This window comes from Mycobacterium sp. SP-6446 (assembly GCF_001954045.1).
Lineage (GTDB): Bacteria > Actinomycetota > Actinomycetes > Mycobacteriales > Mycobacteriaceae > Mycobacterium.
Map to the genome: position 1 here is coordinate 62,011 of NZ_MBEM01000138.1, position 25,669 is coordinate 87,679.

Here is a 25,669-nt window from a genome sequence, read left to right on the forward strand (position 1 = left end):
GGTTATTCCAGTTCAGAGAGGGTGGCGATGTCTATCGGTGCTGGTCGGCTGCAGCCTTTGAAAAGTGCGCCGCATGACGCGGGTGACGATGTCAGGGTTAGGGCTGATCAGCGGACGCGAAGTTCGCTGCGGGTGGTGGGATGCAGCTGCGCTACATAAGCGTCCCGCTGCTGATCGGCGAGGCTGGCGGTGATCCTTGGGCGATCAACCAAACCCTGCAGGTTGGTCGCCCGGCGCAGATTTCCGATTTGGCTGAGGCGTTTCATGCTGCGGGCCGGTGCACTGCCGAGTCCAGCGCTGCCTTCGATCAAGCCCGCCGCCGCTTCGAGGCGTCCTGGAATCGGGACAACGGCGAGAACCCGATCAACGACTCCGCCGAAGTGCAGCGGGTCACCAAATCGCTTGGTGCGCAGTCCGAACGGCTGCCCAAGATCGGGGTCGACCTGGAGAACATCGCTGCGACCTTGGCCCAAGCGCAAAGCACCGGCGCGGTGCTGATCTCGACCCTGGAAGGTCAACTACAGCAGCTTGACAACGAAATCGGTCAAGCCGTGGAGGCCGAAAAGAACCCCAAACTCACCGCCGCCGACCGGTCAGCGCTCGATGCGCTGATTACTCAGCTTGAACAAGAAGCCATCGACGACACCAAATCCACGCTGGGCCAGGTGGGATCGCTACGCGATGGTTACTCGGAGTACCTACAAAGAGCAACAGCCACCCTGCGCACCGACGGATACGAGTCGGACCTTCTCCAAGCGTTGGATGCGACACCTCAGATCCCGCCGCCGGGCACCAGCGCCGAAGACGTCAACAAGTGGTGGACCTCGTTGACGCCCGAGGAGCGGCAGCGGCTCATTGCTGAGCACCCCGATCAGGTCGGCAATCTCAACGGTGTCCCGATCCTCGCCCGCAGTGACGCCAATATCGCGGTGATGACACAGGACCTCAATCGAGTGCGTGACATCGCCAGTCGCAACGGTGTGTCGGTCGATGACGTGCTGCGTGATCCAGGGAAGTACGGTCTGTCCGCTACGGACATCACCCGCTACCAGAACGCCGATCAGACCCAGCAGGGCCTCGATCACGACGCCGATCATGGGCACAACCCGGTGTATCTATTCGCTTACGATCCGCTGGCGTTCGGCGGAAAGGGGCGTGCTGCGGTAGCCATCGGTAACCCGGACCTCGCGAAGAACACTGCGGTGATCGTGCCGGGCACCAGCAGCAGCGTGAAAGGTGGGTGGCTGCACAGCGGCTTCAACGACGCGCTGAATCTCTATGGGCAGGCCAACGCCGCCGACCCGAACAATCCCACAGCGGTGATCGCCTGGATGGGATACGACGCACCCGACGCCTTCAGCGATACCCAGCGGATCTCCACACCGGCACTGGCCCGAACCGGCGGGCAGGCCTTGGCGCAAGACGTCAACGGGCTGTGGGCAACCCACCTTGGCGGCGGCCAACACGTCACCGTGCTGGGCCACTCCTATGGCTCAACGACGGTGGCAGACGCCTTCGCCCAAAGCCACATGCACGCCAACGATGCGGTGCTACTCGGCTGTCCAGGAACCGATCTGGCCCACGATGCTTCTGACTTTCATCTCGACGGCGGGCACGTGTATGTGGGGGACGCCTCGACCGATCCGGTCGGCATGATCGGGGAGACAAATGGCCTCGCGAAGCACTACTTCGGCGGCAACATACCCGGCGAGGTACTCGGCATGGACCCCGGCCTGGGCACCGACCCCGCCGCCGACGGATTCGGATCGGTGCGATTCCGCGCCGAGGTACCCGGTTCCGACGGCATCAACCCCCACGACCACTCGTACTACTACCATCCCGGAAGCGAATCCCTGCACAGCATGGCCGACATCACCTCTGGCCACGGCGACGCGCTGGAAGCCGACGGCATGACGGCCCAACACCGATACAAGCCAGGCCAGGTCAACATTCCTGGTCTGGGTCCGGTCGGTCCTAGTTTCCCTGGCCTCGTCATGGACCCGGAGTGGCAGCGCGCGCCAGGATCGATCACCGACGATCATGTCTTCGATGACCAACACCATCACTGAGGCGCGGCACTTCTGGCCACGGCAAGCACGGCTTGCCCTGATAGTGGCTGCCGTCATCTTGTTAGGAGGCTGTGGGCTGGTGTTTCCGAAACCGCATTCCTCGGGTTCATCGAACCCCTTTGATGATTCCGCCCATCCACTCACCGACGAGCAGACCAAGGCCCAGGTGATCGACCCAGCCAAGCAGATCGTCGCCGCTGCCGACTTACAGGGCGTTGATGGGGGATTCTCGTTTGCCTCCTGCAACGACCAAGGGGACCCGCCTTACCAGGGCAGGGTGACAATCGGCTTTGTGTTGCAAGGCGAGCCAGACACGTACTTCCAGCACGTCCGGGCCGCGATGCAGTCAAAGGGGTGGAGTGAAGGCGCCCCACCAGGCCAGCACTACCACGGCACCACCCTGCACAAAGGCGGGGTGACGGCAAATATCGGCTACATCCCGTCCGACCACAGTCGCGGGCAAATCATCCTGTACGGCGAATGCCGGGACACCAACGATCACCACCACGACCCCGGCGCCGGACTAGACATCACCAGCCAATTGACTGCACGGTGACGCTGCGCGCGCAAGCTGAGGGTGCCGGTCAGTCTTTGTGACGCTCTGCGAGATCGAGCAAGCGCGTAACCTCCTGGTCGAGTTCGCGCATGGCTGCTTGCCTTTGCTCCGATCCCGAATCTGCTATCCGCTCTGCGAACTTGGTGGCAAGCACGATAGCGATCTCTTCCAGATCTGCCTGGGAGGCGATTTCGTCTGCCACGATCTGCCACGAGTGCATGGAGCCGCTGGGGTTCTCATATCCTTGAAGGAGCGCAAGAACGAGGCGAAGAGCGCGTGCCTCGTTCAGCAGGGCTTGGCGCTTCTCGTGCGGTGTGTCTGTCATGGGTCCCTCCGAATCATGGCTCAGCTTGTCAGGGCCGTGATCAACTCGTGGGGTACCTTGCCACGTATGCCCGCCCAATAGGTGTATCCCTCGGTTTCCCCTCCATAGGCATCGGTCCGACGCCACAAGCCTGTCGGTGTCTGTTAGCGACGATCATCGCGTAGGTAATCAATGCGGTCAGACAGTCGGACACATGCGTTAAGTCCACGTCCACAAGGTCGCCCACCGCAAAGGCCAAACCGCTTGCAGTTCGTACGAACTCGGGGTCTGCATAACCAGCGTTGTGCGCCCACACATTTCGTATGGCCAGCGCATTGGTGAATCCTGGCTCGATCATTGCTAAGACATCGCCGGTAAGATCGGCCTTTGCGAAGAGTTCTTCGAATCGGTCGATTCCTCTCGTACTTCTATTCACTGACCGTTCGATTGATGCGTACACGTCGTTGCGGTCATCCTCGGATGTCATGTCACCATGTGCGACGGTCCTCAACCCGAATTGCTTGTGTTCAAAGCGATTTGGGTCCATCCGCATGAGCCCCTTGGTGAAGTCCTCGACGCAACCCTCAAACGCACTCCACGATGCGATGACAAGAAGCCCTTTACGCAGCGCGGCTTGATGCTGTCGATCAAATGCCGCGACTGCTTCCGTGGCTGTCCTGTCAGGGTTCAGCAATGACTTCGCCTCGACAAGCCACCCGACCACATTCGTGACATAACCGCCCATCTCGCTGCCGATGGCGATTACCACTGCGCTCATCATGAACTTGATGAATCGTTTGATGGCTTGCCCTGGTGCCGTCGCGTCGTATTCCTCCCCAGTCATGGCGCGAGCCTGCCAGGCGGTCCCAAAAAAATGATCTGCACAGGAAACTCTCATTGCGTGTCTGATGGATCGATGAACCCGGCGGGGTTAGGAGCGCTACGTCGCTGCCGCCAGCCAGCTCAGCACCGTAGTTGTCACTTGACCCGTGACCGGCATGGTTTGGTGAGTCGGGTGGGTGCGCTTCGCTTCGTAGGGCGAATCCTCCTGGTCGTAGAAAATCACTTCGACGGTCCAGTCCCCTCGCACGAACTCATCCCGATCTTCGCCTGCTTCGTGCAACCACTCCCAGTGCCAGCCGTGGCCGGTGGCCATCTCGCGGATCTGCTGCCGGTCGCCTCCCTTTCGAGCGGTGACGCTTGCGATCAGGACTTCGTCGTGAGGGCTGAAATACTTCACGGTCCCGTCTTCGATCTTGAAAACGGTGCTCTGTGGCAAGAATCCCGTTTTGTCGGGGTTCGGCATCATGGTGGTGAGAGGCCTCTCCGCAACCAGCCTCCACTCAGTGTCGGGCTCGTCCAACGCCTTCAGTAGGTAGGGCGGGTGCCTAACGTTCTCTACCTCAACGGCGCGGAGTTGCCTCGTTGTCTGGGGTGGTTCAAAGGCCATCGGCGAATCCTCGAATTTTTAATTGGTGTTGGTGCCTGCTTACGCCGTCCGCAGACCGTCCGCAGCAGTATCGACAACAGCTTTCATCAGCCAACAAAACCAACGCTCTGACCTGGAGCTCAGTCGCATAGTCAACACAGCTTGAACCAGTAAACGTCGAGAGAGACGGACTGTAAATCCGTCGGCTTACGCCTACACAGGTTCGAATCCTGTACCTGCCACCAGGATCGAGGGCCACGATGTGATGGGGGCGCAGGACCGGGTGCGCGTCGAGCTGGGGCTATGAGGACCCAGAACGAGCCTGAAGCGCGCTTGGACGTAAGGCGAATAGCGTCCACCCCGCCACCGCCCTAAAATTTGGCGCATGGGATCGGGTGGTTTGCGGGTGGTCCCTCCTGAGCTGCAGGCTATGGCCGCCCAATGGCAGGGGTTGAGCGCCGGGTTCACGAACACGGCGCCGCCGTCGCCGGGGCAGCCGTTCCAGCCGACCACGGCGGCGATCAGTGCTATCGATGCGGCGATCGGGGTGAGCGCGGCAGCGTGCGCGGCCCGCATCCAAGACACCGCGGCAGGGGTCGCGGCCGCCGCGTCAGGCTACACCGGTCAGGACGCCGCCGGGCAAAGCCAGCTCGGGGGTGTCGCGCCGCCAGTAGTGATGGTGTAGCGATGCCACCGACGCTGTCGCAGCTGCAAGCGTGGGACACCGACCACCTGATCAACGCCGCCACCTATTGGACGACAGCCGCCGACCAGTGGGAGGACGCCTTCACACAAATCCGCAACCAGTCCCACACGATGGGGTGGGACGGTGAGGGCGGCGACGCGCTGCGCACCCGCGCCGCTGGTGACCTGAAAACGGTGAGCGCCAAAGCCGATCAGTTACGCAACGCCGCGCGGATTGCGCGGACCGGGGCCAGCAACATCAGCGCCGCGCAACGACAGGCGTTGTACGCCGTCGAAGATGCCCAGCGGGCGGGCTTCCGAGTTGGCGAGGATCTGTCGGTCACCGACACCCGCACCAGCCGCAATGCGGCCGAGGCGGCCGCCCGGCAAGCCCAAGCCCAGACTTTCGCCGCGAACATCAACGCCCGCGCCGCCCAGTTATTGGGCGTGGAGACCGACACGTCGGGTCAAATCACTACTGCCGCCGGTGATGTCGGCGCCACGAACTTCACGGGTGCACCTGCCAAGGGGCATGGCGGCGTCCAACTCGTGGATAACACGCAAGGTGGCGACGATTCGAACGGTGGAGTTCCGCAATTGCCGCGTCACGATCCGCCGATCGGCAGGTGGGACGGACCGCCGCCGCCCGGGTGGCACCCAGGCACCGGCTACTGGGCCTTGGATCCCAATCACCCGGCGGACAGTCCGGATGGGTTGCCAAACCCGTCGCTGTATCAATCGGATCCACCCTGTGTGCGGCCCGATCTGCTGACCGGCCCATCGACCGGTGTGACATCCGTGGGCGGTGGATCTGACAATCCGCAAAGGGGGAGAGCCTGGGGATGGGACCTCCAGGGCACATCACGGGTGCGGGTCAGCGGTACGGAATTCAACGGCATAACGAAGGCAGTGCAGATCAACGGCCGCTGGTATCAGGCGCAATGGCAGGAATACCAGTACCAACTCAACACGATTCCGGTGATGGAACCCGTTGGACCGGTTGGTGTGACAATGCCGGACATGAGCCAAGCCAACGTGTGGCGCCCGATCAGCCTCGGGCAACTGATGGATGTTTCCAAGGTTTATCCAGAAGCCACCATCCACCTACCCAACCTCAACGGCGGCGTCATCGACATCAAGAACGGTTGGTGGGCCGGGTCGACGGGAATCCCAACGCCACCAGTGATGACCCGTGGCAACTAGGCGCACCGTCGTCACCGCGGCCGCCGCTGCCATGCTGGTCCTAGCTATAGCTGGGGCGTCAGTGTGGCTGTGCCTCAGGCCTTCTCCGTCGTCGGACTGTGCGATCGTCAACGACATGATCAAGTACTCCAAGTCCGAGAATGAGCGGATGCGTGATCTCATCCCGGCCAGCATCGATGACCCGCAGCAGCTGGTGGACGCGTACCAAACGCGAGAAGCCCACCTGCGGCAGTACGCTGATCAGATCCATGACGCCGGCTTACGCGAAAAGGCCTACGCTGTAGTCAATCTCGATCACAAGATGCTCGACGAGTGGCGCAAGACGATTCCGGCGCAGTCACAGAACGGATCGGGCAACAGTTCAGCAAGTCAGGATTTCCGGCGCGCCTATGCAGATTACGCAGCACAGAGCCAACAAGCCGGTCAGGCACTGCAAGCGGCGTGCCCGGCATGATGACCGCGATTCTGGCATTGGCCGCGATGGTGGCCTTGATGGCTCTCTTCACGATCTTTTTTTACTGGTATTGCCGTCGGATCCGCGACGGCCGGATCAACCTCTATACGGACCCGGAATGGAATTCGATCACCGGCCCCGCGTCGCCGCACTCGTTGCTTGATCCCCACACCAGCATGGGGAAACAGCCCGAGTACGACGACGACCACGTCAACTATCGGTCGGAAGAGTGACTGCTCGATCTGCTCAGAACCACGGACCGGGGTAGTGACCGTCCTGGTCCTGCACCATCACGATCTCCTTGCACTCGCCGGCGGAGTCCGCCGCGGTCTCACCCCGGCAGACCAGCGTCCAGCCATTGATCCGCGCGAACGGGCGCACCGACCAGTTCGAGGCGACCGGGTCGGGAGCGGGCAAGGCGATGACCGAGAACGTGTTGCCCACGTTGGTGATGTAGAGGTGATCACCGAAGAAAGCCACCTTGGCGATCGGTTGCTTCAAGGCGTCGTCGCGGTTCTTCAGAAAGTCCCAGTGCTGGGTTCGCAAGTTCCACACCCCGAAGCCGAACTGCGAATTCTCCGAGACGCGGCCGTCGACGAACAATTTCCCGTCCGACAGCGTCGTCGCCAGGCCACCGCCGGAGATCCGGTCGGAATCGCCGACCTTGATCACGGTCTTGGAGTTCAGGTCGAAGAACAGGGTCGACACGGCGGTGGGGGAGTCCTGGCGCGTCATCTTCACGAGTTTGTCTGGGCCATCGGATAATTCGGCATCGACGGACACGACATCGTTGTCCTGGTATATCGCTTCTCCGTTCGGCCGGCGCAGCTCGGCTCCCGTCGTCTTACCCTCGATCGTGTTCCGCTGGAACGCCAGAATGTCCTGCCAGGCCCGGGCGGCCTGCGGGTCGTTCCACGTCGCGGAAAGGTCTGCGCCGGAGAGGATTACGGTCCGCGGTGGTGACGTCGCGGCGCGGCCGTCGGTGAACGCGTTCACCCACGCCACCCCGGATGCCATTGCGCCGAGCCCCCATCCGTTCGGTGCGGTCAATCTCAGGTCAGGGGTGGGCGGCTGCAGCTCCTTGGTGGCCAGCGGCTGGCCGGACTTGAAATCGAAGGCATACGCGGTCGTCTTGGTGACTTCGGGGGCGGGCGCTTGGGCCGGCTTGACGGTGGTTACCAGGTAGACGACCTTCATGTCGTCGGCGACGCCCGTCAGCGCGCAGATCGCGCCGGTGAGATTCTCACCCGCGGGCACCGTGGGGACAGCAGGTGCTACATACTGTCCGGTTTTGGTGTCGAAGACCTTGGGGCGGATGTCCTCGAGTGCCGATTTGGCGACCGAGAACCTTTCGGGACACCCGAAGTAGGCGGTACCGCCGTAGCTTTTCCAATCCTTTTCCAACGGACCAGTTATCGGGGCTGGCGGGGGCGCCGCGCTGGCGGTCGTCGTGTGAGACGTCGTCGACGAGGTGGTCGGCGTGAACGGGGGCGGCGACACCGTCGCCGAACACGCGGCGACGGCAAGACAGATGCCGGGCACGGCGAGGGCGACCTTGCCTCCGGGCATAACCAACGAGCGTAAAGCCGGGCGGGTGCAACCGCGACTCCTGCACAGCGGTATTGATCACACGTGATAGACCAAGAGCCATGAGCAAACTTGCCGACGAGACACGGTGGATGGATGCCACGGACCAGGCCGCGCTGGTGTCGAAAGGCGAGGTCACGGCCGGTGAGTTGGTGGACGCGGCGATCGAGCGGATCGAGCAAGCCAACCCGTCGTTGAACGCGGTGGTCATCGAGTGGTTCGAGCACGCGCGGTCGGTGGCCGCCGATCCGGATCTGCCACAGGGGCCGTTCCGCGGCGTCCCGTTTCTGCTCAAGGACCTCTACACGAGTTTCGCCGGTCAGACCCTGTCGAACGGCAACGTTGCGCTCAAACAAGCGGGGAAGATCGACACCGCGGACACGACGCTGGTGGCCCGGTTCAAGGCGGCCGGGCTGGTCATCGCGGGGCGGACGAATAGCCCAGAGATGGGCAGCCTGCCGACCACGCAGCCGTTGGCCTGGGGGCCGACGCGCAATCCGTGGGCGCTGGATCGCACGCCGGGCGGGTCGAGCGGGGGCGCCGCCGCGGCCGTGGCCGCCGGGATGGTGCCGTTCGCCAACGCCTCGGACGGCGGTGGCAGCATCCGGATCCCGGCGTCGTGCTGCGGGCTGGTGGGACTCAAGCCGAGCCAGGGACGGACCACGGCCGGGCCGCTGCGCACCGAGGCGGGGCTGGGGGTCGAACTGTGCGTCAGCCGCACGGTCCGCGATACGGCGAGCCTGCTCGACGCGGTGCACGGTCCCGGTGTCGGCGACAGCGTGATCGCGCCGGCGCCCGAGCGGCCGTACGCCACGGAGGTCGGCGCCGATCCGGGCCGGTTGCGCATCGGGCTGCTCGACGTCCATCCGCGCGGTGACTTCCTGCATCCGGATTGCGTCGCGGCGGTGCGGGCGGCGGCGTCGATGCTGGAGGGGCTCGGCCACATCGTCGAGCCCGCCTGGCCGGCGTGCCTCGCGGATACGTCATTGGTCGAGAAGTTCATGGCGCTGTGGGCGACGCAGATGGCCATGGCGGCCCGCGGATTCGGCGAAACGCTCGGGCGTGAAATGACGGCCGACGACATCGAGCCGGTGAACTGGGTACTGGTCCAGCAGGCGCAGCGGTTGACCGCCGTCGACTACGCCGACGCCCAAGCGGCGGGATGGGCGTTCCGCAGGGCGGTGCAGGGGTGGTGGGCCCAGGGCTGGGACCTGCTGCTCAGCCCGACACTGGCGGAGCCGCCGCTGCCGCTGACTGAATTCGAGAACAATCCCGAGCAGCCGACCGCGCCGATGCGCCGCGCGGGCCAATTCGCCGCGTTCACACCGCCGTTCAACATGAGCGGGCAGCCGGCGATCAGCCTTCCGCTGCACCGTAACGGCGATGGCCTACCCATCGGCATCCAGCTCGCCGCCGCCTATGGACGCGAAGATGTTCTCATTCGCGTTGCGGCCCAACTGGAATCGGCCCATCCCTGGGCATCCCACCACCCGCCGATCCCGTGACGTTGGAGCAGAGATCAACTTCGCCGGCACCGGGGCCCGGCGATCCCATTTGAGGCGGATGCCTCATGTGTCGAAATTGCGTCGGGGTGGACTATTTCACCATGATTGACGGCAAGATCGCCCGCCAGACCGCGCAGGTGGCCCCGGAGCAGCGGTGGGACAAGGTATTAACCGAAGGTCACGCGCCTTTGGTGAGCGCGCGGCGGGTGTTTCGCTACCTGCCCTCGGCCCCACGTTGCAAGCTATGCAACAACCCGTTCGGCGGCCTGATCGGCCATGCTTTCGCCGCGGCCGGGTTCCGCCCGTCGCGCAAGAACCCCAACTTGTGCAGTCGTTGTTGTGATGTGCTCCCCCCGGGTGGCGCCGAGGTGGATATCGCGGTGTTGTTCGCCGACGTTCGCGGCTCCACCGCGCTGGGCCAGCACGCGGTTGCCGCAGATTTCGCCGCGTTGCTCAACCGGTTCTACGTCGTTGCGACACAGACCCTTCTGCGGCATGACGCGGTGATTGACAAACTCATCGGCGACGAGATCATGGCGTTCTTTGTTCGGGGCATCAGCGGTCCGCAGTACCGCCGGCGTGCGGTTCTGGCCGCGATGGAGCTGATCAAAGCGGTCGGCTACGGCAGCGACGAGGGGCCTTGGCTGAAGCTAGGCGTAGCGGTCAATGCGGGGGTCGCATACGTCGGCAACGTCGGGGGCGCGGTGGTCGATTTCACCGCCCTCGGTGATCCGGTCAACGTGTCGGCCCGGATGCAACAACACGCCGCCGGCGGGGAGTTGCTCGTCGCATCCGGAGTGGCCGACGAGCTGGTGGGAATGGCGCCGCGGCGGCGACTCAACCTGCGCGGGCACGACCGGCCGATCGATGCCTTCGTTCTGGATTCGGCCTCGCGCGGCGGCCAAGCTAGTCTTCAACGTCGTGACAGCGCCGACGCGGGCCAAGCTGGCCGACGGCCGTGACCTGCTTTTCTTTTCGCTGCCCGGACACCGACCGGCCCCGGTCGAAGACCGCAGGCCGCTGCCGCCGCGCGACCCCGACCAGTCGCAGTTGCGGTTCGACCGCTCGACCGGACAGTGGGTGATCATCGCGGCGCTACGCCAAGACCGCACCTACAAGCCGCCGCCGGACCAGTGCCCGCTGTGTCCGGGCCCGACCGGGCTCACCAGCGAGGTGCCCGCCCCCGACTACGACGTCGTCGTCTTCGAGAACCGCTTCCCGAGCCTGTCGGGCGCCTCAGCCGGTGAGCCGGCGCCGGTGCCCCCCGCTGGTGACGGCTTCGTCTCCGCTCCCGCGTACGGGCGCTGCGAGGTGATCTGCTTTTCCAGCGACCACACCGGGTCGTTCCCGGAGCTGCAACCGCCGCATGCCCGGCTCGTCGTGGACGCGTGGCGGCACCGCACGGCCGATTTGATCGCACAGCCGGGTATCGAGCAGGTGTTCTGTTTCGAGAACCGCGGCGAGGAGATCGGGGTGACGCTGACCCATCCCCACGGTCAGATCTACGGCTACCCCTACCTGACGCCGCGCACCGCTGCCATGCTCGGCCAGGCCGGCGAACATCGAATGCGCCACGGCGGCAACCTCTTTGCCGACCTACTGGCGCGCGAGGTCGCCGACGGCAGCCGCGTCATCGCGCACACCGAGCTGTTCACGGCGTTCGTGCCGTTCGCGGCGCGCTGGCCGGTAGAGGTGCACATCTACCCGAACAGGTTCGTGCGCAACCTCGTCGACCTCGACGAGGACGAACTGAACGGATTCGCCCAGATCTACCTCGACGTGCTGGGCCGGTTCGACCGAATGTATTCGGCTCCGCTGCCATATATTTCGGCGCTGCACCAGTTCGCCGACACGGACGAACAGGCCGACGGCTACTTTCATGTCGAGCTGATGTCGATCCGGCGTAGCGCCACCAAGCTGAAGTACCTGGCGGCCTCCGAATCGGCGATGGACGCGTTCATCGGCGACGTCACGCCCGAAGCCGTGGCCCAGCGGCTACGGGAGCTCGGCCGATGAGCGACTCGAGCGTGCGGTACGCCGCTCCCGGGCGGATCAACCTGATCGGGGAACACACCGACTACAACCTCGGGTTCGCATTGCCGATCGCGCTCCCGCAACGCACCCTGGTGACCTTCCTCCCCGACGGCGGCGACGCGATCACCGTGGGGAGCGATCGCGCGGACGGCTCGGTGCGCATTCCAGTCGACACCGCTCCCGGCGGCGTGACCGGCTGGGCCGGCTACGTGGCCGGGGTGATGTGGGCGCTGCGGGAGGCCGGTCACCCGGTGCCCGGCGGCGCGATATCGATCACCAGCGACGTCGAGATGGGCTCGGGCCTCTCGTCCTCGGCAGCATTGGAATGCGCAACCCTCGGCGCGATCGCGGCGGCCGCCGGTGTGCGCATCGACGCAACGGAGCAGGCGCGGCTGGCCCAGCGCGCTGAAAACGAATATGTCGGCGCCCCAACGGGTTTGCTTGACCAGCTGGCCTCGCTATTCGGACGGCCGGCCACGGCGCTGCTGATCGACTTCCGCGACGTCACCGTCGAACCGGTGGCCTTCGACCCCGACAGCCGTGGCGTCGCGCTGCTGCTGATCGACTCCCGGGCACGCCACCGTCACGCCGGCGGCGACTACGCGGACCGGCGCGCCTCCTGCGAGCGTGCGGCGGCCGATCTGGGCGTGTCGTCACTGCGCGATCTGCAGGATCGGGGGCCGTCGGTTCTGGCGAGAGTGACCGACCCGACGGACGCCCGTCGTGCCCGTCACGTGCTCACCGAGAACCGCCGGGTGACCGATTTTGTTGGCGCCCTGGGTGATTCGGACTTCGCCGAAGCCGGTCGGATCTTCACCGCCTCGCACGCCTCCATGCGCGACGACTTCGAAATCACCACCGAGCACATCGACCTGATCGCTGATTCCGCGGTCGGCGCGGGCGCCCTGGGTGCTCGGATGACCGGCGGCGGGTTCGGGGGCTGCGTGATCGCCCTGGTGCCTACCGAGCGCGTGGAGTCCGTCGGCGAGGCAGTGCGACGGGCCGTGTGCGACGCCGGGTTTGAGCGGCCGGTGATCACCAGAACCCATGCCGCCGCGGGCGCGGGGCCCGAGTAGGTGACCGAACCACCGGAAGTCGGCTACGTCGAGGTCCGGGCGTACGCCGAACTGAACGACTTCCTGGCGCCCGAGCTTCGCGGCGCCACCGTGCGCCGCCCGTTCCGTTCCCACCAGACCGTCAAGGACGTGCTGGAGGCAATGGGCATTCCGCACACCGAGATTGACCTCATCCTGCTCAACGGCGATCCGGTCGACTTCGACCACCGGCCCACGGCCGGCGACCGGATCGCCGCATACCCGATGTTCGAGGCGCTCGACGTCGCGTCGACCGCCAGGCTCCGGCCGGTGCCGTTGCGCGATCCGCGATTCGTCGTCGATGTGAACCTCGGCCGGCTCGCGCGGCTGCTTCGCGTCCTCGGCTTCGACGCGTGGTGGTCGAGCGACGCCGACGACGCGGCTCTGGCCCGAATCAGCCTGGACGAGCAGCGAATCCTGCTGACCCGCGATCGCGGCCTGCTGAAGCGCCGGGCGATCACGCATGGCCTGTTCGTCCACTCGCAGGATCCCGAGCAACAGGCCGTCGAGGTGATGCGGCGACTGGACCTACGCGAACGGCTGGCGCCGCTCACCCGCTGCCTGCACTGCAACGGCGCATTGCAGGCGGTCGACAAGCGCGACGTGATCGACCAGCTCGAGCCGTTGACCGCCCAGTACTACGAGGAATTCAGCCGCTGCGCGGGATGTGGTCGCATCTACTGGGCCGGGTCGCATCACGCAAAGTTGCTCGGCCTCGTCGAACGGCTGCGCGGGCAACTTTGATCGGCGCCTATGCGGGAGTCAGCCGGACCGCTCCCAGGTGCATCCGGTCGACGGCCTCGGCGAATTCGTCGAGGGTCGGGATGCGCTGGTCGCGAAATTTCAATCCGATCATGCGCTGCGCGCGCTGGACGCCGTAGGCCTGGGCGCAGCGCAGGTACAGGTCGGAGACGACGGCGCGGTCCCGGATGAGCTCACCGCGCATCGCGGTCGTCTTGCCGTCGTAGACGACCTCGGCGGTGGCGCCGCCGCGGAAGTTCTGCTTCCAGGGCGCGCCGGTCAGCGCGTAGAGGTCGTTGTCAATCAGGTGGGCGCTCACCGGAAGTGAGTACGGTTTCCCGGTCTTTCGTCCGGTGAAGGTCAACACCATCAGCTGCTTGCGCGCGGACCCGGCCAGCGGGGTGCGCAGCAGCGAGCGCAGCATCGGGTTGACGATGCGAAGTAGAGCCGACGGTGGGTGCCCGACGTCTATCGCGGGCGACTGTTCTGCCATGCCAACACCGTAGGACCAATCGGGGTCCGGGGGAACACGCCGGCGCGCCGCGGAGCGTGTTCGTCTCCGCGGCGCGATCCGGCTAGCGACTCAGACGGAGATGGTGGTTTGGTCGTCGACGATGTTCATCCCGTCGATCAACGTTGCCTTGTCGGTGGCGAGTGCGTCGGCGTTGAGCTGCAGCACGAAGAGGGCGCCCTGGCCGGGAATCACCACGGTCTTCTGTCCGACAAAACGGGTCTTGCCGTCCTTGACGTAGGTGCCGCTGATCTGCCACGCCTGAAAGCCGCTGAGGGTGGAAGCGGACCCGTCGCCGGAGACCTGGGCACCCGGCAGATTCTGCACCTCGCCCGGCGCGTACTGGATGATCTTCGCGGGGTCGGCGTTACCGTCCAGCTTGGCGACGAGCGCCGAGATCGTCGGCGGGTCGGAAGGATCCGACGGCTGCGAGAAGGCGATGGTGCCGTAGGAGGCGCTGCTTTCGTTGGCTACCTGCCAGCCCGGGGGCATCGGCAGACTGATCGTGGGGGAGCCCGGATCGCCTCGGCGAACGGGGCTCTGCGTGATGTGGTTCTCGTTGAAGTAGTCGGCGATGGACTTGTGGGCCTGCCCGGAAGACGTCGCGCTGGTTGTCGTCGTGCTCGTCGACGTCGACGTGCTCGTCGATGTTGATGTCGATGTCTTGTTGTTGGATCCGCAACCCACCAGCGCCACAATCAGCGCCACGGTAATGGTTGCTGCGGTCAAGTGTTTCATCAATCAACTCTCCCGAAAATTGGGGCCGGCACCAGCGCCAGCCGCGCGGATTGAGACTAGCCGAAGTCGCGCCAAAACGTTGCTAGACCATCTCGTTTGCGGTCAGCCACCGCATCACCGGCCAGCCGACGAAGACCGGCACCCAGCAGGTGAGCACCCGATACAGCAGAACCGACGGGACGCCGACGGCCGCGGGCACGCCGAAGGCGGCCAGACCACCGATCAATGCCGCTTCCACGGCGCCGACGCCGCCGGGTGTCGGCGCGGCCGAGGCGAGCGTTCCCCCGACCATCGTCACCACGGTGCAGGTGACGAACGTCGCGCCGCCGCCGAAAGCCTCGACACTTGCCCACAGCGCCAGCGCCGCACCGAGAGTCGTTCCGGCGCAACCGAGTACGATCAGCGCAAGTCGTTTCGGTTGGCGGGCAACGTCGACCAGGTCGCCGACTACCTCCTTCAGCTTGGGACGCAAGTCCGTCGCCAGCCAGCGCCGTAACCTGGGTACGAAGAGAAATGTGCCGAGAAGGCCTAGCGCCACACCCGCGATCAGGTACAGCACCGTCGCATCCGGAACGAAATGCTTGAGGTCCATCGACGCGCCCGCGGCGGTGCTGAACAAGACCAGCAAGACCAGGTGCATGATCACCTGCACGGATTGCTGCAGTGCCACGGCGGTGGTGGCCCGCACTGCGGGCAGCCCGCCCCCCTTCTGCAAGTACCGTGTGCTAAGGGCCAGCCCGCCGACGCCGGCCGGGGTGGTGGTCGCGGCAAAAGTGTTGGCCACCTGCGCGATCGACAGCTTCCAGAAGTTCACCGATTCGTCGGCGCTTGCCCACAGTGCGGCCGCCGCTCCCACGTAGGTCAGCGCCGACACCATCAAGCCCAGCACCGCCCACCACCAGTTCGCGTTCCGAAGTTCGTGGAAGAACGTCGGCACGGTGCTGATGAAGGGATACGCGACGTAGACGAGCGCGCCCAGCAGCACCAGTTGAATGAACTGGCTGCGGCTGAACCGGGTGATGGTCGCCGCTTGGATCTGATCGGCACCGGTTTGCCGCTGGACCTCCGCCTTGGCGGCGGAGATGACCGCGCCGGCGTCGGCGATCGACTGTCGAACACGTTTCGGCACAGCGGCTTTGGTGAGCCGGCGGGAGGCGGTCAAGACGGCGTCTTTGCCGAACACGTCGATCGCGGCCGCCACCGCGGACTTCGGGTCGTACAGCGCCGACGACGTCACCAGAAGTTGTGCGACGTCGGACTGCAATTGCGCCTCGGTGGCGCCGTATTCGGCGCTGCCGAATCCCCCGAAGAACACGGTGCCGTCGCGCACCGTGATCTCGTCGCCGCGCAAATTGCCGTGCGAAATCTGCTGTCCCTGCAGGGTTTTCAGCGACTCCCACACCGCGGCGACCGGTGTCGCGGAGGCGCATTCGACGAGGGGAAGCCCTTGCACCGGCCGGTGCGCGTACATGATCCAGCCGCGGTCGAGTTCGGCGACCGCAATCGGCGCCGTGTTGGCAACTCCCACTTCACCGATGGCGATGGCCATCAATGCGCGGTGCTCGACGATGCGGCGCATCGAGGTCTGAAAGGGTGCGGTCTCGGAGCCGCGCAGCCTTAGCTTCCACCACAATTGGCGCAATGCACCACCGCTGCGCTGATGCGGGCCGTACAACTCGACAACGGCGGTGTCGGAATCGGAATCCTGACATGTTGCGCTAAGAACGAGCGGCCCTTGTCCGGCCGGCTGGATCACGTTCAATCGGGTGACCACGCAACCGCGTTTGGCCAGCGCACGCGCGGTACCGTCCAGCGGCACCTCCAGAGCGGGCGTGCCGACGACCAGAACCACCAGCGCGCCGACGAACCATCCCACCGCCAGTCCCAGCAGGGAGCGGGCGGGGACTATCGCACTGATGAACAGGTGGATCGGCACGAATGCCAGCAGCAGCGCCCACCACCAACGTCGCCAGCGCGCGGGAAGCCAGGGACCCGACACGGTCAGCACCGCCGCGAGCAGGCCGATCCACCGTGGGTCGTCCAGGATCTGGGCCAACACGGTTTGGGGTCGATCGGTCAGGTCGAAGTGCCATCGGGGCGCCGCGATGCCGTTGCCGCCGATCGACAGCGGAAGAACGGCCAACAGCCCCGCGGCCGCATAGGCGCCGAGCAGTTTCCATTGCCGTGCGGCAATCAACCCGATCAGGATCGCGAACGGCAGCACCAGTATCGCGATGCCGTACGCCAGGTAGACCAGATCGGATTGGGTGGGTGTCAGCACGCCGACGATCTCGGAGATCGACTTCTCCAGCGCCACCCACTGCGGGCGGGTGATCAACGAACCGGCGATGACGATCCCGAAGAACACCACGGTGGCGCCCAGCCGCAGGATGTCGTTAGTCCGTCGGGTCAGTGGTTGCAGCAAGTCGCCCGAGACGCTGATATCACGTCCGTCAACCCGCATGTCCCACAACTTAACCGGATACCTCCGGGTCAGCGGGGGAGAACCTGACGTACAGCTCGCTCACACGCAGCGCGCGTAGGGTCGCTATGTAGGCGTGCTAGCAAATTGGAGGACGTGAGCGTGACGAGAACCGACAACGACACCTGGGACATCACCGAGAGCGTGGGCGCGACGGCGCTGGGCGTCGCGGCGGCCCGCGCGGCCGAAACCGAGAGTGAGAACCCGCTGATCAGCGACCCGTTTGCGCGGGTGTTCCTCGACGCCGCCGGGGACGGCATGTGGAACTGGTTCGTCGCACCGGACCTGCCCGCCGAGATCACCGAGGCCGAACCCGACCTCGAGCCGCGCATGCAGGGGATGGTCGGCTACATGGCCGCGCGGACCTTGTTTTTCGACCAGTTCTTTCTCGATGCGGCCCGGGCGGGCGTGCGTCAGGTGGTGATCCTGGCGGCGGGTTTGGACTCGCGGGGGTGGCGGCTGCCCTGGCCCGACGGTGTCACGGTCTACGAGCTCGACCAGCCCCGGGTGCTGGAATTCAAGTCGTCGACGTTGCACGACAGCGGTGCCCAGCCGAAGTGCAACGTGGTGCACGTGCCGGTGGACCTGCGTCACGATTGGCCGGCGGCGTTGCAGCAGGCCGGTTTCGACGCTTCCGCGCCCAGCGCCTGGTCGGCCGAGGGCCTGTTGCCGTTCTTGCCGGCCGCGGCGCAGGAGCTGCTCTTCGAGCGCGTTCAGGCGCTCGGTGCCGCCGGCAGCCGGATCGCGGTGGAGGCACCCGGCCCCGACTTCCTCGACGCGGACGCCATCGCAAAGCGGCGCGAGACGATGCAACGCGTGCGGGAGCTGATGGCCAAACTCGAGCCCGAGCGGGAGATCCCCGAGGTCCAAGACCTGTGGTACCTGGAGGAACGCGAGGAAGTCGACGCCTGGTTGCGCCGCCACGGCTGGGACGTGACGGTGACTCCGGCCGAGGAGCTGTTGGCGCGCTATGACCGGACGCCGCCGCGGCACATCGAAGGCGCCGCCCCGCGGACCCTGTTCGTGGCGGCCGAGCGGGCGAAAGGGAACTGAGCGTGGCCAGAACCGACAACGACACCTGGGAGATCACCGAGAGCGTGGGCGCGACCGCGCTGGGGGTGGCGTCCGCGCGCGCGGCGGAAACCGAGAGCGACAACCCGATGATCCGCGACCCGTTCGCGCGAGTGTTCCTCGACGCGGCCGGCGACGGACTGTGGAATTGGTACTCCGCGTCGCAGCTGCCCTCCAAGCTCCTCGATGCCGAACCTGAGGTGCGGCTGCAGATGCAGGCGATGGTCGGCTACATGGCATGCCGCACAGCCTTTTTCGACGAGTTCTTCGTCGACGCGACGGGCGCGGGCATCCGCCAGGCGGTCATCCTTGCGGCGGGTCTGGACTCCCGGGCCTGGCGGCTACCGTGGCCGGACGGCGTCACGGTCTACGAGCTCGACCAGCCCCGGGTGCTGGAGTTCAAATCGGCGACCTTGGCCGAGCACGGGGCACAGCCCGCCTGCAGCCGCGTCGCCGTCCCGGTGGACCTGCGTCAGGACTGGCCGGCGGCGTTGCGCCAGGCGGGTTTTGACGCCTCGGCGCCCAGCGCCTGGTCGGCCGAAGGGTTGATGCCCTATCTCCCCGCAGCGGCCCAGGACATGCTCTTCGACCGCGTCGACGCGCTGGCCGTCGGTGGCAGCCGCGTCGCGGTGGAGGCGCTGGGCCCCCGGTTTCACGATCCGGAGCTCCGCGCGAAGCGTCGGGCACGGATGGAGCGAATCCGTGCCGTGATGACCGAAGTAGACCCGCAGCGCGAGATTCCCAACAACGAGGAGTTGTTCTACTTCGAGGAGCGCGAAGACGTCGGCGACTGGTTCCGGCGCCACGACTGGGACGTGACGGTCACGCCGTCCGACGAGCTGATGGCGGGCTATGGGCGCAGCGCCCCCGAAGAGGTCGCGGACACCATGCCGGGAAACCTGTTCGTGGCCGCGCAACGGACGTAGGAGCTGGCGGCCGGTAGCCGAACGTGCGGCTGGACGCACGTTCGGTCTCGACTGTGCGGCTAGCCGCACGTTCGGTGCGCCATCGCGGAGGGATCGCGGCGGAATTACGTCCGGAGCGGATCCCTGCCCATCCGTAAGCGGAGTTTTGTCCGGGCGAGGGCGTAAATCGCCACGAGGTCAAGGCCGATTGCCGCGAGATTGAACCAGTGATAGGTCGCCACCCATACGGCGGAGATAATCAGCGATGCGCACGCCGCTACGAGGGCAACGATCGGAGCGCCGGGCACACGGAAGACCAGCATCGCGGCGGTGCCCGCGACAATGATCCCGAGGGCGACGAAGAGCCAGCCCTGCCAATAGTCGATGGTGTACAGGCCCTCCAACAAACTGTTCAAGCCGGAAATGCCCAGCAGGATCCCGGCCATGAATGGCAGGCGTGATACGTCCGTCCGCCGTATCCGCTTGCCACCGCCTGGTTGATCCGTAGTCATCGCTGAGGCACTACCCTCGCGGCGCCACGCTAAACGACGGACGACACGCTAGTGGTCTGACCACTTGACGTCAGACCTCCAGCCAGCCAGACTGACCGGCATGGCGCTGCAGCCGGTAATCCGCCGATCGGTGCCTGAAGAGGTTTTCGAGCAAATCGCGACCGATGTGCTCAGCGGCGAGATGCAGCCCGGGGAGGCCTTGCCCAGCGAGCGGCGGTTGGCAGAGGTCTTCGGCGTGTCCCGGCCCGCGGTCCGCGAGGCCCTCAAGCGGCTTTCGGCGGCGAGACTGGTCGAGGTACGCCAGGGCGGCGTAACCACCGTGCGTGACTTCCGGAGGCATGCCGGCCTTGACCTGTTGCCCCAGTTGGTGTTTCGCGATGGCCAGCTCGACCTCGCCGTTTTCCGGAGCATCCTCGATGCCCGGCTACGCATCGGTCCAAAGGTCGCGGAGCTGGCAGCCGAGCGCCGCGGACCGGAGTTGGCCGAATCGCTCGAAGAAGCGCTGCGCGCCTTCGAGACCGAGAAAGATCCCGTTGCGTGGCAAGGCCTGCCGTTCACCTTCTGGGACCATGTCGTGGACGGCGCGGGTTCGATCGTATTCCGGTTGATGTACAACGCATTTCGCGCCGCGTACGAACCCGCATTAGCCGCCCTCCCTGCGTCCGCCGACGGCAAATGGCCCGAGGAGTATCGGAAATTGGCCGATACGATCTGCGCCGGTGATGCCGCGGGCGCCAAGAAAGCCGCCCGCGACTTACTCGAACGAGCGAACGCCAGGGTGCTAGCCGAACTCGACCGCCGGGGGAAACGGCGATGAGCACCGCCACCGTCATCACCACGTATCTCCGTAGCCAGCTCCAGCCCGGGGTCGACGCGGTCGGCGGGTTCTATCGGACCTGCGTGCTCACCGGTAAGGCGCTGTTTCGCCGTCCGTTCCAGTGGCGGGAAACCATCGAGCAGGGCTGGTTCATCACGAGTGTCTCGTTACTGCCGACCCTCGCCGTCTCGATTCCGCTGACCGTCCTCATCATCTTCACGCTCAACATCTTGTTGGCCGAGTTCGGCGCCGCCGACATCTCAGGCGCGGGCGCGGCGCTCGGCGCGGTCACACAGCTGGGCCCGCTGACCACCGTGCTGGTGATCGCCGGCGCCGGCGCCACAGCCATCTGCGCCGATCTGGGCGCCCGCACCATCCGCGAGGAGATCGACGCGATGGAGGTGCTCGGCATCGACCCCATCCATCGGCTGGTGGTGCCCCGCGTCGTCGCCGCAACCATCGTTGCCACGCTGCTGAATGGCGCGGTGATCACGATCGGCCTCGTCGGCGGTTTCGTCTTCGGTGTTTTCATCCAACACATTTCGGCCGGCGCCTACGTCGGCACCCTCACTCTCGTCACCGGCTTACCCGAGGTGGTCATCTCGGTGGTCAAGTCCGCCACGTTCGGAGCGATCGCCGGCCTGGTCGGGTGTTATCGCGGCCTCACCACCAAGGGCGGTCCCAAAGGCGTCGGCACCGCTGTCAACGAAACGCTGGTGTTGTGCGTGATCGCGCTGTTCGCGGTCAACGTGGTGCTGACCACCATCGGCGTGCGGTTCGGAACGGGGCGCTGACGTGTCGACGCGAGTCATACTCCGCGCGCGCTACCCGCGGACGGCCGCCAACCTCAACCGCTACGGCGGGGGCGCGGCCCGACGGCTGGAACGGATCGGGACTTTCGCGAGGTTCACCCGGATCAGCGTCATGCAGATCGGCTGGGCGCTGCACCGCTACCGCCGGGAGACGCTGCGCCTGATCGCGGAGATCGGCATGGGCACCGGCGCGATGGCCGTGATCGGCGGCACGGTCGCGATCATCGGCTTCGTGACACTGTCCGGCAGCTCGCTGATCGCCATCCAGGGCTTCGCGTCGCTGGGCAACATCGGCGTCGAGGCGTTCACCGGATTCTTTGCGGCACTGGCCAATACGCGGGTCGCCGCCCCCATCGTCTCGGGTGTCGCGCTGGCCGCGACGGTCGGCGCCGGCGCCACCGCCCAGTTGGGTGCCATGCGGATCAGCGAGGAGATCGACGCGCTGGAAGTCATGGGCATCAAGTCGATTTCGTTTCTGGTCTCCACTCGGATTCTGGGCGGGCTGGTGGTAATCGTGCCGCTGTACGCGCTGGCCCTCGACATGGCCTTCACGTCGGGGCAGGTCGTCACGACGATCCTCTATGGACAGTCGAACGGCACGTATGAGCACTACTTCCGCACGTTCCTGCGCCCCGAGGACGTGGGCTGGTCGGTGGTGCAGGTCGTCATCATCGCGGTGGTCGTGATGATCACCCATTGCTACTACGGCTACACCGCCAGCGGTGGACCGGTCGGTGTCGGCCAGGCCGTCGGGCGATCGATGCGGTTTTCTCTGGTCTCGGTGGTGGTGGTTGTCCTGCTGGCCGAGTTGGCGCTCTACGGCGTCGACCCGAACTTCAATCTCACGGTGTGACACCCATGACGACGCAGCTGACGCGGAAGAGTCGACGGGTCCTCCTGTATGTGGAGGGTGTGGTCTTGTTGGTAGTCGCCGCGTTGGTTCTGGTGTTGGTGTACATGCAGTTTCGCGGGGACTTCACCCCGAAGACCGAGCTGACCATGGTGGCTTCGCGGGCGGGGCTGGTGATGGAACCGGGAGCGAAAGTCACATTCAACGGGGTCGCGATCGGCCGGGTGGCCAGCATTACGGAGATCGAGCGTGATCGCGGCCCCGCGGCAAAGCTGGGGTTGGAGGTGAACCCGGAGTTCGTCAAGCTGATTCCGGCCAACGTGGTGGCGACCATCGAGGCGGCCACCCTGTTCGGCAACAAGTATGTGGCGTTGTCCTCACCGGAAAATCCGCTACCCCAACGGATCTCGCCGCGCGATGTCATCGACGTACGGTCGGTGACCACCGAGTTCAACACCCTGTTCGAGTCGATCACCTCGATCGCCGAGAAGGTGGATCCGATCGAACTCAACGCGACGCTCTCGGCGCTGGCGCAGGCGCTGGACGGGCTGGGCGGGGGCTTCGGAGAGTCGCTGGTCAACGGCAATCAGATTCTGCAGCACTTGAATCCGCGGGTCGAGCGGCTCGGCTACGACGTGCGGCGGTTGGCGGATCTCGGTGAGGTTTACACGCGTGCTTCGCCGGATCTGTGGGGCTTTCTGCAGAACGCGTTGACCACCGCCCGCACACTGACCAGGCAGCAGGGGGAACTGGATGCCGCGTTGTTGGCGGCGGCGGCCGCGGGCAAGACCGGTGAGGACATCTTCGCCAGGGGCGGGCCGTATCTGGTGCGGGGCGCGGCCGACCTCGTCCCCACCGCCGAGCTGCTCGACACCTACAGCCCCGAGCTGTTCTGCACAACCCGCAACTTTCACGACGCCGCGCCGCTGATCCTGAACGCTGCCGGCGGCAACGGCTATTCGCTGGCGGCATACGGAACGCTGCTGCCCGCGCCCAATCCCTATGTCTATCCGGACAATCTGCCCCGGGTGAACGCCCACGGCGGGCCCGGGGGGCGGCCGGGCTGCTGGCAGACGATCACCCGGGATTTGTGGCCGGCGCCCTATCTGGTGATGGACACCGGCGCCAACCTCGCGCCGTACAACCACCTCGAGCTGGGCCAGCCATTGTTCGGTGAATACGTCTGGGGACGTCAATACGGGGAGAACACGATCAACCCATGAAAACCACTGGCACGGCACTCAAACTCGGCATCGTGTGGTTGGTTTTGCTCGTGTTCACCGTCGTGATCATCGTCGTGTTCGGCCAAGTGCGCTTCGATCGCACCACCGGCTATTCCGCGGTGTTCTCCAACGCGAGCGGGCTGCGTGCCGGGCAGTTCGTCCGCGCGGCGGGCGTGGAGGTCGGCAAGGTTTCCAAGGTGACACTGATCGACGGGGACAGACGGGTTTTGGTGGCGTTCACGGTCGATGACTCGTTGTCGTTGGACAAGGCGACGACCGCGTCGATTCGCTACCTCAACCTGATCGGCGACCGCTACTTGGAGCTCAAGCGCGGGGACAGCGGCTGGCCGCTGTCCCCGGGCGGCACCATCCCGCTCGAGCACACGCAGCCGGCCTTGGATCTGGACGCTTTGATCGGTGGATTTCGTCCGCTCTTCAAGGCGCTGGACCCGGACAAGGTCAACAGGCTAGCCCAGGCGATCATCACCGTCTTCCAAGGACAGGGCGCCACCATCAACGACATCCTCGACCAAACCGCCTCGCTTACCGCAACGTTGGCCGACAAGGATCAGGCGATTGGTGAGATAGTCAACAACTTGAACACCGTGCTGGCGACGGCCGTCAAGCATGAAAAGGAGTTCGACACGACGGTCGACAAGTTGGAGGTGTTGATCACCGGGCTGAAGAACAGGGCCGATCCGCTGGCGGCGGCGGTCGCCCATATCAGTGGCGCCGCGGGAACCCTGGCCGACCTGCTGGGGGAGGACCGGCCCTTGCTGCACAGCACATTCGGACGCCTGGAGGGCATCCAGCAGTCGCTGATACACGATCTGCCGACTCTGGACGACGTGTTGCGCAAGCTGCCCGGCGCGTACCGGATCATCGGCCGCGCCGGCGGCACCTATGGCGACTTCTTCAACTTCTACCTGTGCGACATCTCGTTGAAAGTCAATGGATTGCAGCCCGGCGGTCCGGTACGCACCATCAAGCTCTTTGGGCAGCCCACCGGGAGGTGCACGCCGCAATGAGGACGCTGACGGAATCCAACCGCGGCCGCGTGGGCCTGATGGGCGTGGTGGTCACGCTGCTCATCATCGGTGTGGGACAGACCTTTACAAGTGTGCCGATGTTGTTCGCCACGCCCACCTACTACGCGGAATTCACCGACACCGGCGGCATCAATACGGGCGACAAGGTGGAAATCTCCGGGGTGGACGTCGGTCTGGTGCGCTCGCTGGCGATCCGCGGCAACCGGGTAGCGGTCGGATTCACGCTGGATGGCAGGACGGTCGGGACGCAAAGCCGGGTAGCGATTCGCACCGAGACCATTCTCGGCCGCAAGAATATGGAGATCGAACCGCGTGGTTCAGAGCCGTTGCGGCCCAACGGTTTCCTTCCGTTGGCGCAAACAACCACGCCATACCAGGTCTACGACGCATTCGTCGATGCCACCAAGGCGGCGAAGGGCTGGGACATCGAGGCCACTAAACGTTCGCTGAAGGTGTTGTCCGAGACCTTCGATCAGACCGCTCCGCATCTCAGTGCAGCCCTCGACGGGGTCAGGGCATTCTCGGACACCATCGGCAAGCGCGGCGAGCAGCTCAAGCAACTGCTGGCCAACACCAACAAGATCGCACGGGTGCTGGGTGACCGCAGCGGCCAGTTCAACGGGCTGCTGGTCAATGCCAACACGCTGCTTGCCTCGTTCAAGCAGCGCAGCCAGGCGCTGAGCATTTTGCTGAGCAATGTCTCTGACGTGTCAGCCCAGGTGTCCGGACTTTTCAAGGAAAACCCCAACCTCAACCATGTGCTGCAGCAGTTGGGCACGGTCAGCGACGAACTGGTCAAGCGCAAGAACGACCTGGCCGACGTGCTGATACTGCTCAGCAGATACACCGCGTCCCTGACCGAGGCCGTCGCGTCCGGGCCGTACTTCAAGGCGATGGTCGCGAATCTGCTTCCCTACCAAGTCCTTCAGCCGTGGGTCGACGCGGCGTTCAAGAAGCGGGGCATCGACCCGGAGAACTTCTGGCGCAGTGCCGGGCTGCCCGAGTTCCGGTGGCCCGACCCGAACGGTACCCGGTTCCC

The 25,669-nt window shown here is 65.4% G+C and carries 27 protein-coding genes; 19 read left to right on the forward strand and 8 right to left on the reverse strand.

Annotation, left to right across the window (positions count from 1 at the left end; translation table 11 throughout):
* The first annotated feature begins 140 nt into the window (after window positions 1–140).
* Window positions 141–2,069, forward strand: a complete 1,929-nt coding sequence (locus A5736_RS12685) for an alpha/beta hydrolase (RefSeq protein ID WP_076246530.1) — start codon at window positions 141–143, stop codon at window positions 2,067–2,069.
* Entirely contained in the window at window positions 2,050–2,625 is a 576-nt protein-coding gene (locus A5736_RS12690; RefSeq protein ID WP_076246532.1) for a hypothetical protein, read from the forward strand. The genes A5736_RS12685 and A5736_RS12690 overlap by 20 nt, the downstream gene beginning before the upstream one ends.
* A 28-nt stretch (window positions 2,626–2,653) precedes the next feature.
* Here the strand turns inward: A5736_RS12690 and A5736_RS12695 are convergent, their stop codons facing one another.
* The 3 genes from A5736_RS12695 to A5736_RS12705 form a co-directional block, all read right to left on the reverse strand.
* Window positions 2,654–2,950, reverse strand: a complete 297-nt coding sequence (locus A5736_RS12695; protein ID WP_076246534.1) for a hypothetical protein — start codon at window positions 2,948–2,950, stop codon at window positions 2,654–2,656.
* 40 nt (window positions 2,951–2,990) lie between these two features.
* A complete protein-coding gene (locus A5736_RS12700) occupies window positions 2,991–3,773 on the reverse strand; it encodes a hypothetical protein (protein WP_076246536.1) in 783 nt (260 codons plus the stop codon).
* Between the two features lie 96 nt (window positions 3,774–3,869).
* Complete coding sequence (locus tag A5736_RS12705) at window positions 3,870–4,379, reverse strand: hypothetical protein (RefSeq protein WP_076246538.1); 510 nt, start codon at window positions 4,377–4,379, stop codon at window positions 3,870–3,872.
* A 364-nt stretch (window positions 4,380–4,743) separates the two neighbouring features.
* Here A5736_RS12705 and A5736_RS12715 point away from each other — a divergent pair, with 364 nt between their 5' ends.
* The 4 genes from A5736_RS12715 (at window position 4,744) to A5736_RS12735 (ending at window position 6,932) form a co-directional block, all read left to right on the forward strand.
* On the forward strand, window positions 4,744–5,043 hold the full coding sequence (locus tag A5736_RS12715; protein ID WP_076246540.1) for a hypothetical protein: 300 nt from the start codon (window positions 4,744–4,746) through the stop codon (window positions 5,041–5,043).
* A 2-nt stretch (window positions 5,044–5,045) separates the two neighbouring features.
* Window positions 5,046–6,245, forward strand: coding sequence for a hypothetical protein (locus tag A5736_RS25640; protein WP_083667384.1), 1,200 nt, complete (start codon window positions 5,046–5,048; stop codon window positions 6,243–6,245).
* Window positions 6,246–6,360: 115 nt separating this feature from the next.
* Window positions 6,361–6,699 carry a hypothetical protein gene (locus A5736_RS12730; protein WP_254848351.1) on the forward strand — a complete coding sequence of 113 codons (339 nt, stop codon included), beginning with the start codon at window positions 6,361–6,363 and terminating at the stop codon, window positions 6,697–6,699.
* Complete coding sequence (locus tag A5736_RS12735) at window positions 6,696–6,932, forward strand: hypothetical protein (protein WP_139333291.1); 237 nt, start codon at window positions 6,696–6,698, stop codon at window positions 6,930–6,932. Before A5736_RS12730 ends, A5736_RS12735 begins: the two co-directional genes overlap by 4 nt.
* Window positions 6,933–6,945: 13 nt before the next feature.
* Here the strand turns inward: A5736_RS12735 and A5736_RS12740 are convergent, their stop codons facing one another.
* Window positions 6,946–8,268, reverse strand: a complete 1,323-nt coding sequence (locus A5736_RS12740; protein ID WP_076246546.1) for a hypothetical protein — start codon at window positions 8,266–8,268, stop codon at window positions 6,946–6,948.
* A gap of 80 nt (window positions 8,269–8,348) precedes the next feature.
* Between A5736_RS12740 and A5736_RS12745 the strand changes: the two genes are divergently transcribed.
* From A5736_RS12745 to A5736_RS12765, 5 genes are all read left to right on the forward strand, one after another.
* Window positions 8,349–9,791, forward strand: coding sequence for an amidase (locus A5736_RS12745; RefSeq protein WP_076246548.1), 1,443 nt, complete (start codon window positions 8,349–8,351; stop codon window positions 9,789–9,791).
* 101 nt (window positions 9,792–9,892) lie between these two features.
* Complete coding sequence (locus A5736_RS12750) at window positions 9,893–10,753, forward strand: adenylate/guanylate cyclase domain-containing protein (protein WP_083667390.1); 861 nt, start codon at window positions 9,893–9,895, stop codon at window positions 10,751–10,753.
* Window positions 10,754–10,769: 16 nt separating this feature from the next.
* On the forward strand, window positions 10,770–11,807 hold the full coding sequence (galT, locus tag A5736_RS12755; RefSeq protein ID WP_254848352.1) for a galactose-1-phosphate uridylyltransferase: 1,038 nt from the start codon (window positions 10,770–10,772) through the stop codon (window positions 11,805–11,807).
* A complete protein-coding gene (locus tag A5736_RS12760; RefSeq protein ID WP_076246552.1) occupies window positions 11,804–12,901 on the forward strand; it encodes a galactokinase in 1,098 nt (365 codons plus the stop codon). The genes galT and A5736_RS12760 overlap by 4 nt, the downstream gene beginning before the upstream one ends.
* Window positions 12,902–13,663: a Mut7-C RNAse domain-containing protein gene (locus A5736_RS12765; protein ID WP_076246554.1), complete on the forward strand. Its 762-nt coding sequence runs from the start codon at window positions 12,902–12,904 to the stop codon at window positions 13,661–13,663.
* Between the two features lie 7 nt (window positions 13,664–13,670).
* Here the strand turns inward: A5736_RS12765 and A5736_RS12770 are convergent, their stop codons facing one another.
* From A5736_RS12770 to A5736_RS12780, 3 genes are all read right to left on the reverse strand, one after another.
* Window positions 13,671–14,153, reverse strand: a complete 483-nt coding sequence (locus tag A5736_RS12770) for a hypothetical protein (RefSeq protein WP_076123975.1) — start codon at window positions 14,151–14,153, stop codon at window positions 13,671–13,673.
* Between the two features lie 90 nt (window positions 14,154–14,243).
* The gene (locus A5736_RS12775) at window positions 14,244–14,909 is read right to left on the reverse strand and encodes an LpqN/LpqT family lipoprotein (RefSeq protein ID WP_076246556.1); all 666 of its coding nucleotides are present in this window, start codon (window positions 14,907–14,909) and stop codon (window positions 14,244–14,246) included.
* Window positions 14,910–14,991: 82 nt separating this feature from the next.
* Entirely contained in the window at window positions 14,992–17,373 is a 2,382-nt protein-coding gene (locus A5736_RS12780; RefSeq protein WP_076246558.1) for a lysylphosphatidylglycerol synthase transmembrane domain-containing protein, read from the reverse strand.
* A 120-nt stretch (window positions 17,374–17,493) separates the two neighbouring features.
* Here A5736_RS12780 and A5736_RS12785 point away from each other — a divergent pair, with 120 nt between their 5' ends.
* Window positions 17,494–18,444, forward strand: a complete 951-nt coding sequence (locus A5736_RS12785) for a class I SAM-dependent methyltransferase (RefSeq protein ID WP_076246582.1) — start codon at window positions 17,494–17,496, stop codon at window positions 18,442–18,444.
* 2 nt (window positions 18,445–18,446) lie between these two features.
* Complete coding sequence (locus A5736_RS12790; protein WP_076246559.1) at window positions 18,447–19,388, forward strand: class I SAM-dependent methyltransferase; 942 nt, start codon at window positions 18,447–18,449, stop codon at window positions 19,386–19,388.
* Window positions 19,389–19,492: 104 nt separating this feature from the next.
* Here A5736_RS12790 and A5736_RS12795 read toward each other — a convergent pair whose 3' ends face one another.
* Window positions 19,493–19,813 carry a hypothetical protein gene (locus tag A5736_RS12795; protein ID WP_076126598.1) on the reverse strand — a complete coding sequence of 107 codons (321 nt, stop codon included), beginning with the start codon at window positions 19,811–19,813 and terminating at the stop codon, window positions 19,493–19,495.
* A 166-nt stretch (window positions 19,814–19,979) separates the two neighbouring features.
* Between A5736_RS12795 and A5736_RS12800 the strand changes: the two genes are divergently transcribed.
* The 6 genes from A5736_RS12800 to A5736_RS12825 all read left to right on the forward strand — a co-directional run.
* Window positions 19,980–20,696, forward strand: coding sequence for a FadR/GntR family transcriptional regulator (locus tag A5736_RS12800; RefSeq protein WP_076246561.1), 717 nt, complete (start codon window positions 19,980–19,982; stop codon window positions 20,694–20,696).
* Complete coding sequence (locus A5736_RS12805) at window positions 20,693–21,490, forward strand: ABC transporter permease (protein ID WP_076126603.1); 798 nt, start codon at window positions 20,693–20,695, stop codon at window positions 21,488–21,490. The genes A5736_RS12800 and A5736_RS12805 overlap by 4 nt, the downstream gene beginning before the upstream one ends.
* 1 nt (window position 21,491) lies before the next feature.
* Complete coding sequence (locus A5736_RS12810) at window positions 21,492–22,361, forward strand: ABC transporter permease (protein ID WP_076126606.1); 870 nt, start codon at window positions 21,492–21,494, stop codon at window positions 22,359–22,361.
* Window positions 22,362–22,366: 5 nt separating this feature from the next.
* Window positions 22,367–23,581, forward strand: a complete 1,215-nt coding sequence (locus A5736_RS12815; RefSeq protein ID WP_076246563.1) for an MCE family protein — start codon at window positions 22,367–22,369, stop codon at window positions 23,579–23,581.
* On the forward strand, window positions 23,578–24,609 hold the full coding sequence (locus A5736_RS12820) for an MCE family protein (protein WP_076246565.1): 1,032 nt from the start codon (window positions 23,578–23,580) through the stop codon (window positions 24,607–24,609). Before A5736_RS12815 ends, A5736_RS12820 begins: the two co-directional genes overlap by 4 nt.
* The coding region (locus tag A5736_RS12825) for a virulence factor Mce family protein (protein WP_076246567.1) at window positions 24,606–25,669 on the forward strand (1,064 nt) is incomplete at its 3' end. The genes A5736_RS12820 and A5736_RS12825, both read left to right, overlap by 4 nt.

Excerpts from the sequence above, each read along its gene's own strand:
- A5736_RS12685 (WP_076246530.1), top strand. The coding sequence starts at position 141 with ATGCAGCTGCGCTACATAAGCGTCCCGCTGCTGATCGGCGAGGCTGGC.
- A5736_RS12690 (WP_076246532.1), top strand. The coding sequence starts at position 2,050 with ATGACCAACACCATCACTGAGGCGCGGCACTTCTGGCCACGGCAAGCA.
- A5736_RS12695 (WP_076246534.1), bottom strand. The coding sequence starts at position 2,950 with ATGACAGACACACCGCACGAGAAGCGCCAAGCCCTGCTGAACGAGGCA.
- A5736_RS12700 (WP_076246536.1), bottom strand. The coding sequence starts at position 3,773 with ATGACTGGGGAGGAATACGACGCGACGGCACCAGGGCAAGCCATCAAA.
- A5736_RS12705 (WP_076246538.1), bottom strand. The coding sequence starts at position 4,379 with ATGGCCTTTGAACCACCCCAGACAACGAGGCAACTCCGCGCCGTTGAG.
- A5736_RS12715 (WP_076246540.1), top strand. The coding sequence starts at position 4,744 with ATGGGATCGGGTGGTTTGCGGGTGGTCCCTCCTGAGCTGCAGGCTATG.
- A5736_RS25640 (WP_083667384.1), top strand. The coding sequence starts at position 5,046 with ATGCCACCGACGCTGTCGCAGCTGCAAGCGTGGGACACCGACCACCTG.
- A5736_RS12730 (WP_254848351.1), top strand. The coding sequence starts at position 6,361 with ATGATCAAGTACTCCAAGTCCGAGAATGAGCGGATGCGTGATCTCATC.
- A5736_RS12735 (WP_139333291.1), top strand. The coding sequence starts at position 6,696 with ATGATGACCGCGATTCTGGCATTGGCCGCGATGGTGGCCTTGATGGCT.
- A5736_RS12740 (WP_076246546.1), bottom strand. The coding sequence starts at position 8,268 with ATGCCCGGAGGCAAGGTCGCCCTCGCCGTGCCCGGCATCTGTCTTGCC.
- A5736_RS12745 (WP_076246548.1), top strand. The coding sequence starts at position 8,349 with ATGAGCAAACTTGCCGACGAGACACGGTGGATGGATGCCACGGACCAG.
- A5736_RS12750 (WP_083667390.1), top strand. The coding sequence starts at position 9,893 with ATGATTGACGGCAAGATCGCCCGCCAGACCGCGCAGGTGGCCCCGGAG.
- A5736_RS12760 (WP_076246552.1), top strand. The coding sequence starts at position 11,804 with ATGAGCGACTCGAGCGTGCGGTACGCCGCTCCCGGGCGGATCAACCTG.
- A5736_RS12770 (WP_076123975.1), bottom strand. The coding sequence starts at position 14,153 with ATGGCAGAACAGTCGCCCGCGATAGACGTCGGGCACCCACCGTCGGCT.
- A5736_RS12775 (WP_076246556.1), bottom strand. The coding sequence starts at position 14,909 with ATGAAACACTTGACCGCAGCAACCATTACCGTGGCGCTGATTGTGGCG.
- A5736_RS12780 (WP_076246558.1), bottom strand. The coding sequence starts at position 17,373 with ATGCGGGTTGACGGACGTGATATCAGCGTCTCGGGCGACTTGCTGCAA.
- A5736_RS12795 (WP_076126598.1), bottom strand. The coding sequence starts at position 19,813 with ATGGCCGGGATCCTGCTGGGCATTTCCGGCTTGAACAGTTTGTTGGAG.
- A5736_RS12800 (WP_076246561.1), top strand. The coding sequence starts at position 19,980 with ATGGCGCTGCAGCCGGTAATCCGCCGATCGGTGCCTGAAGAGGTTTTC.
- A5736_RS12805 (WP_076126603.1), top strand. The coding sequence starts at position 20,693 with ATGAGCACCGCCACCGTCATCACCACGTATCTCCGTAGCCAGCTCCAG.
- A5736_RS12815 (WP_076246563.1), top strand. The coding sequence starts at position 22,367 with ATGACGACGCAGCTGACGCGGAAGAGTCGACGGGTCCTCCTGTATGTG.
- A5736_RS12820 (WP_076246565.1), top strand. The coding sequence starts at position 23,578 with ATGAAAACCACTGGCACGGCACTCAAACTCGGCATCGTGTGGTTGGTT.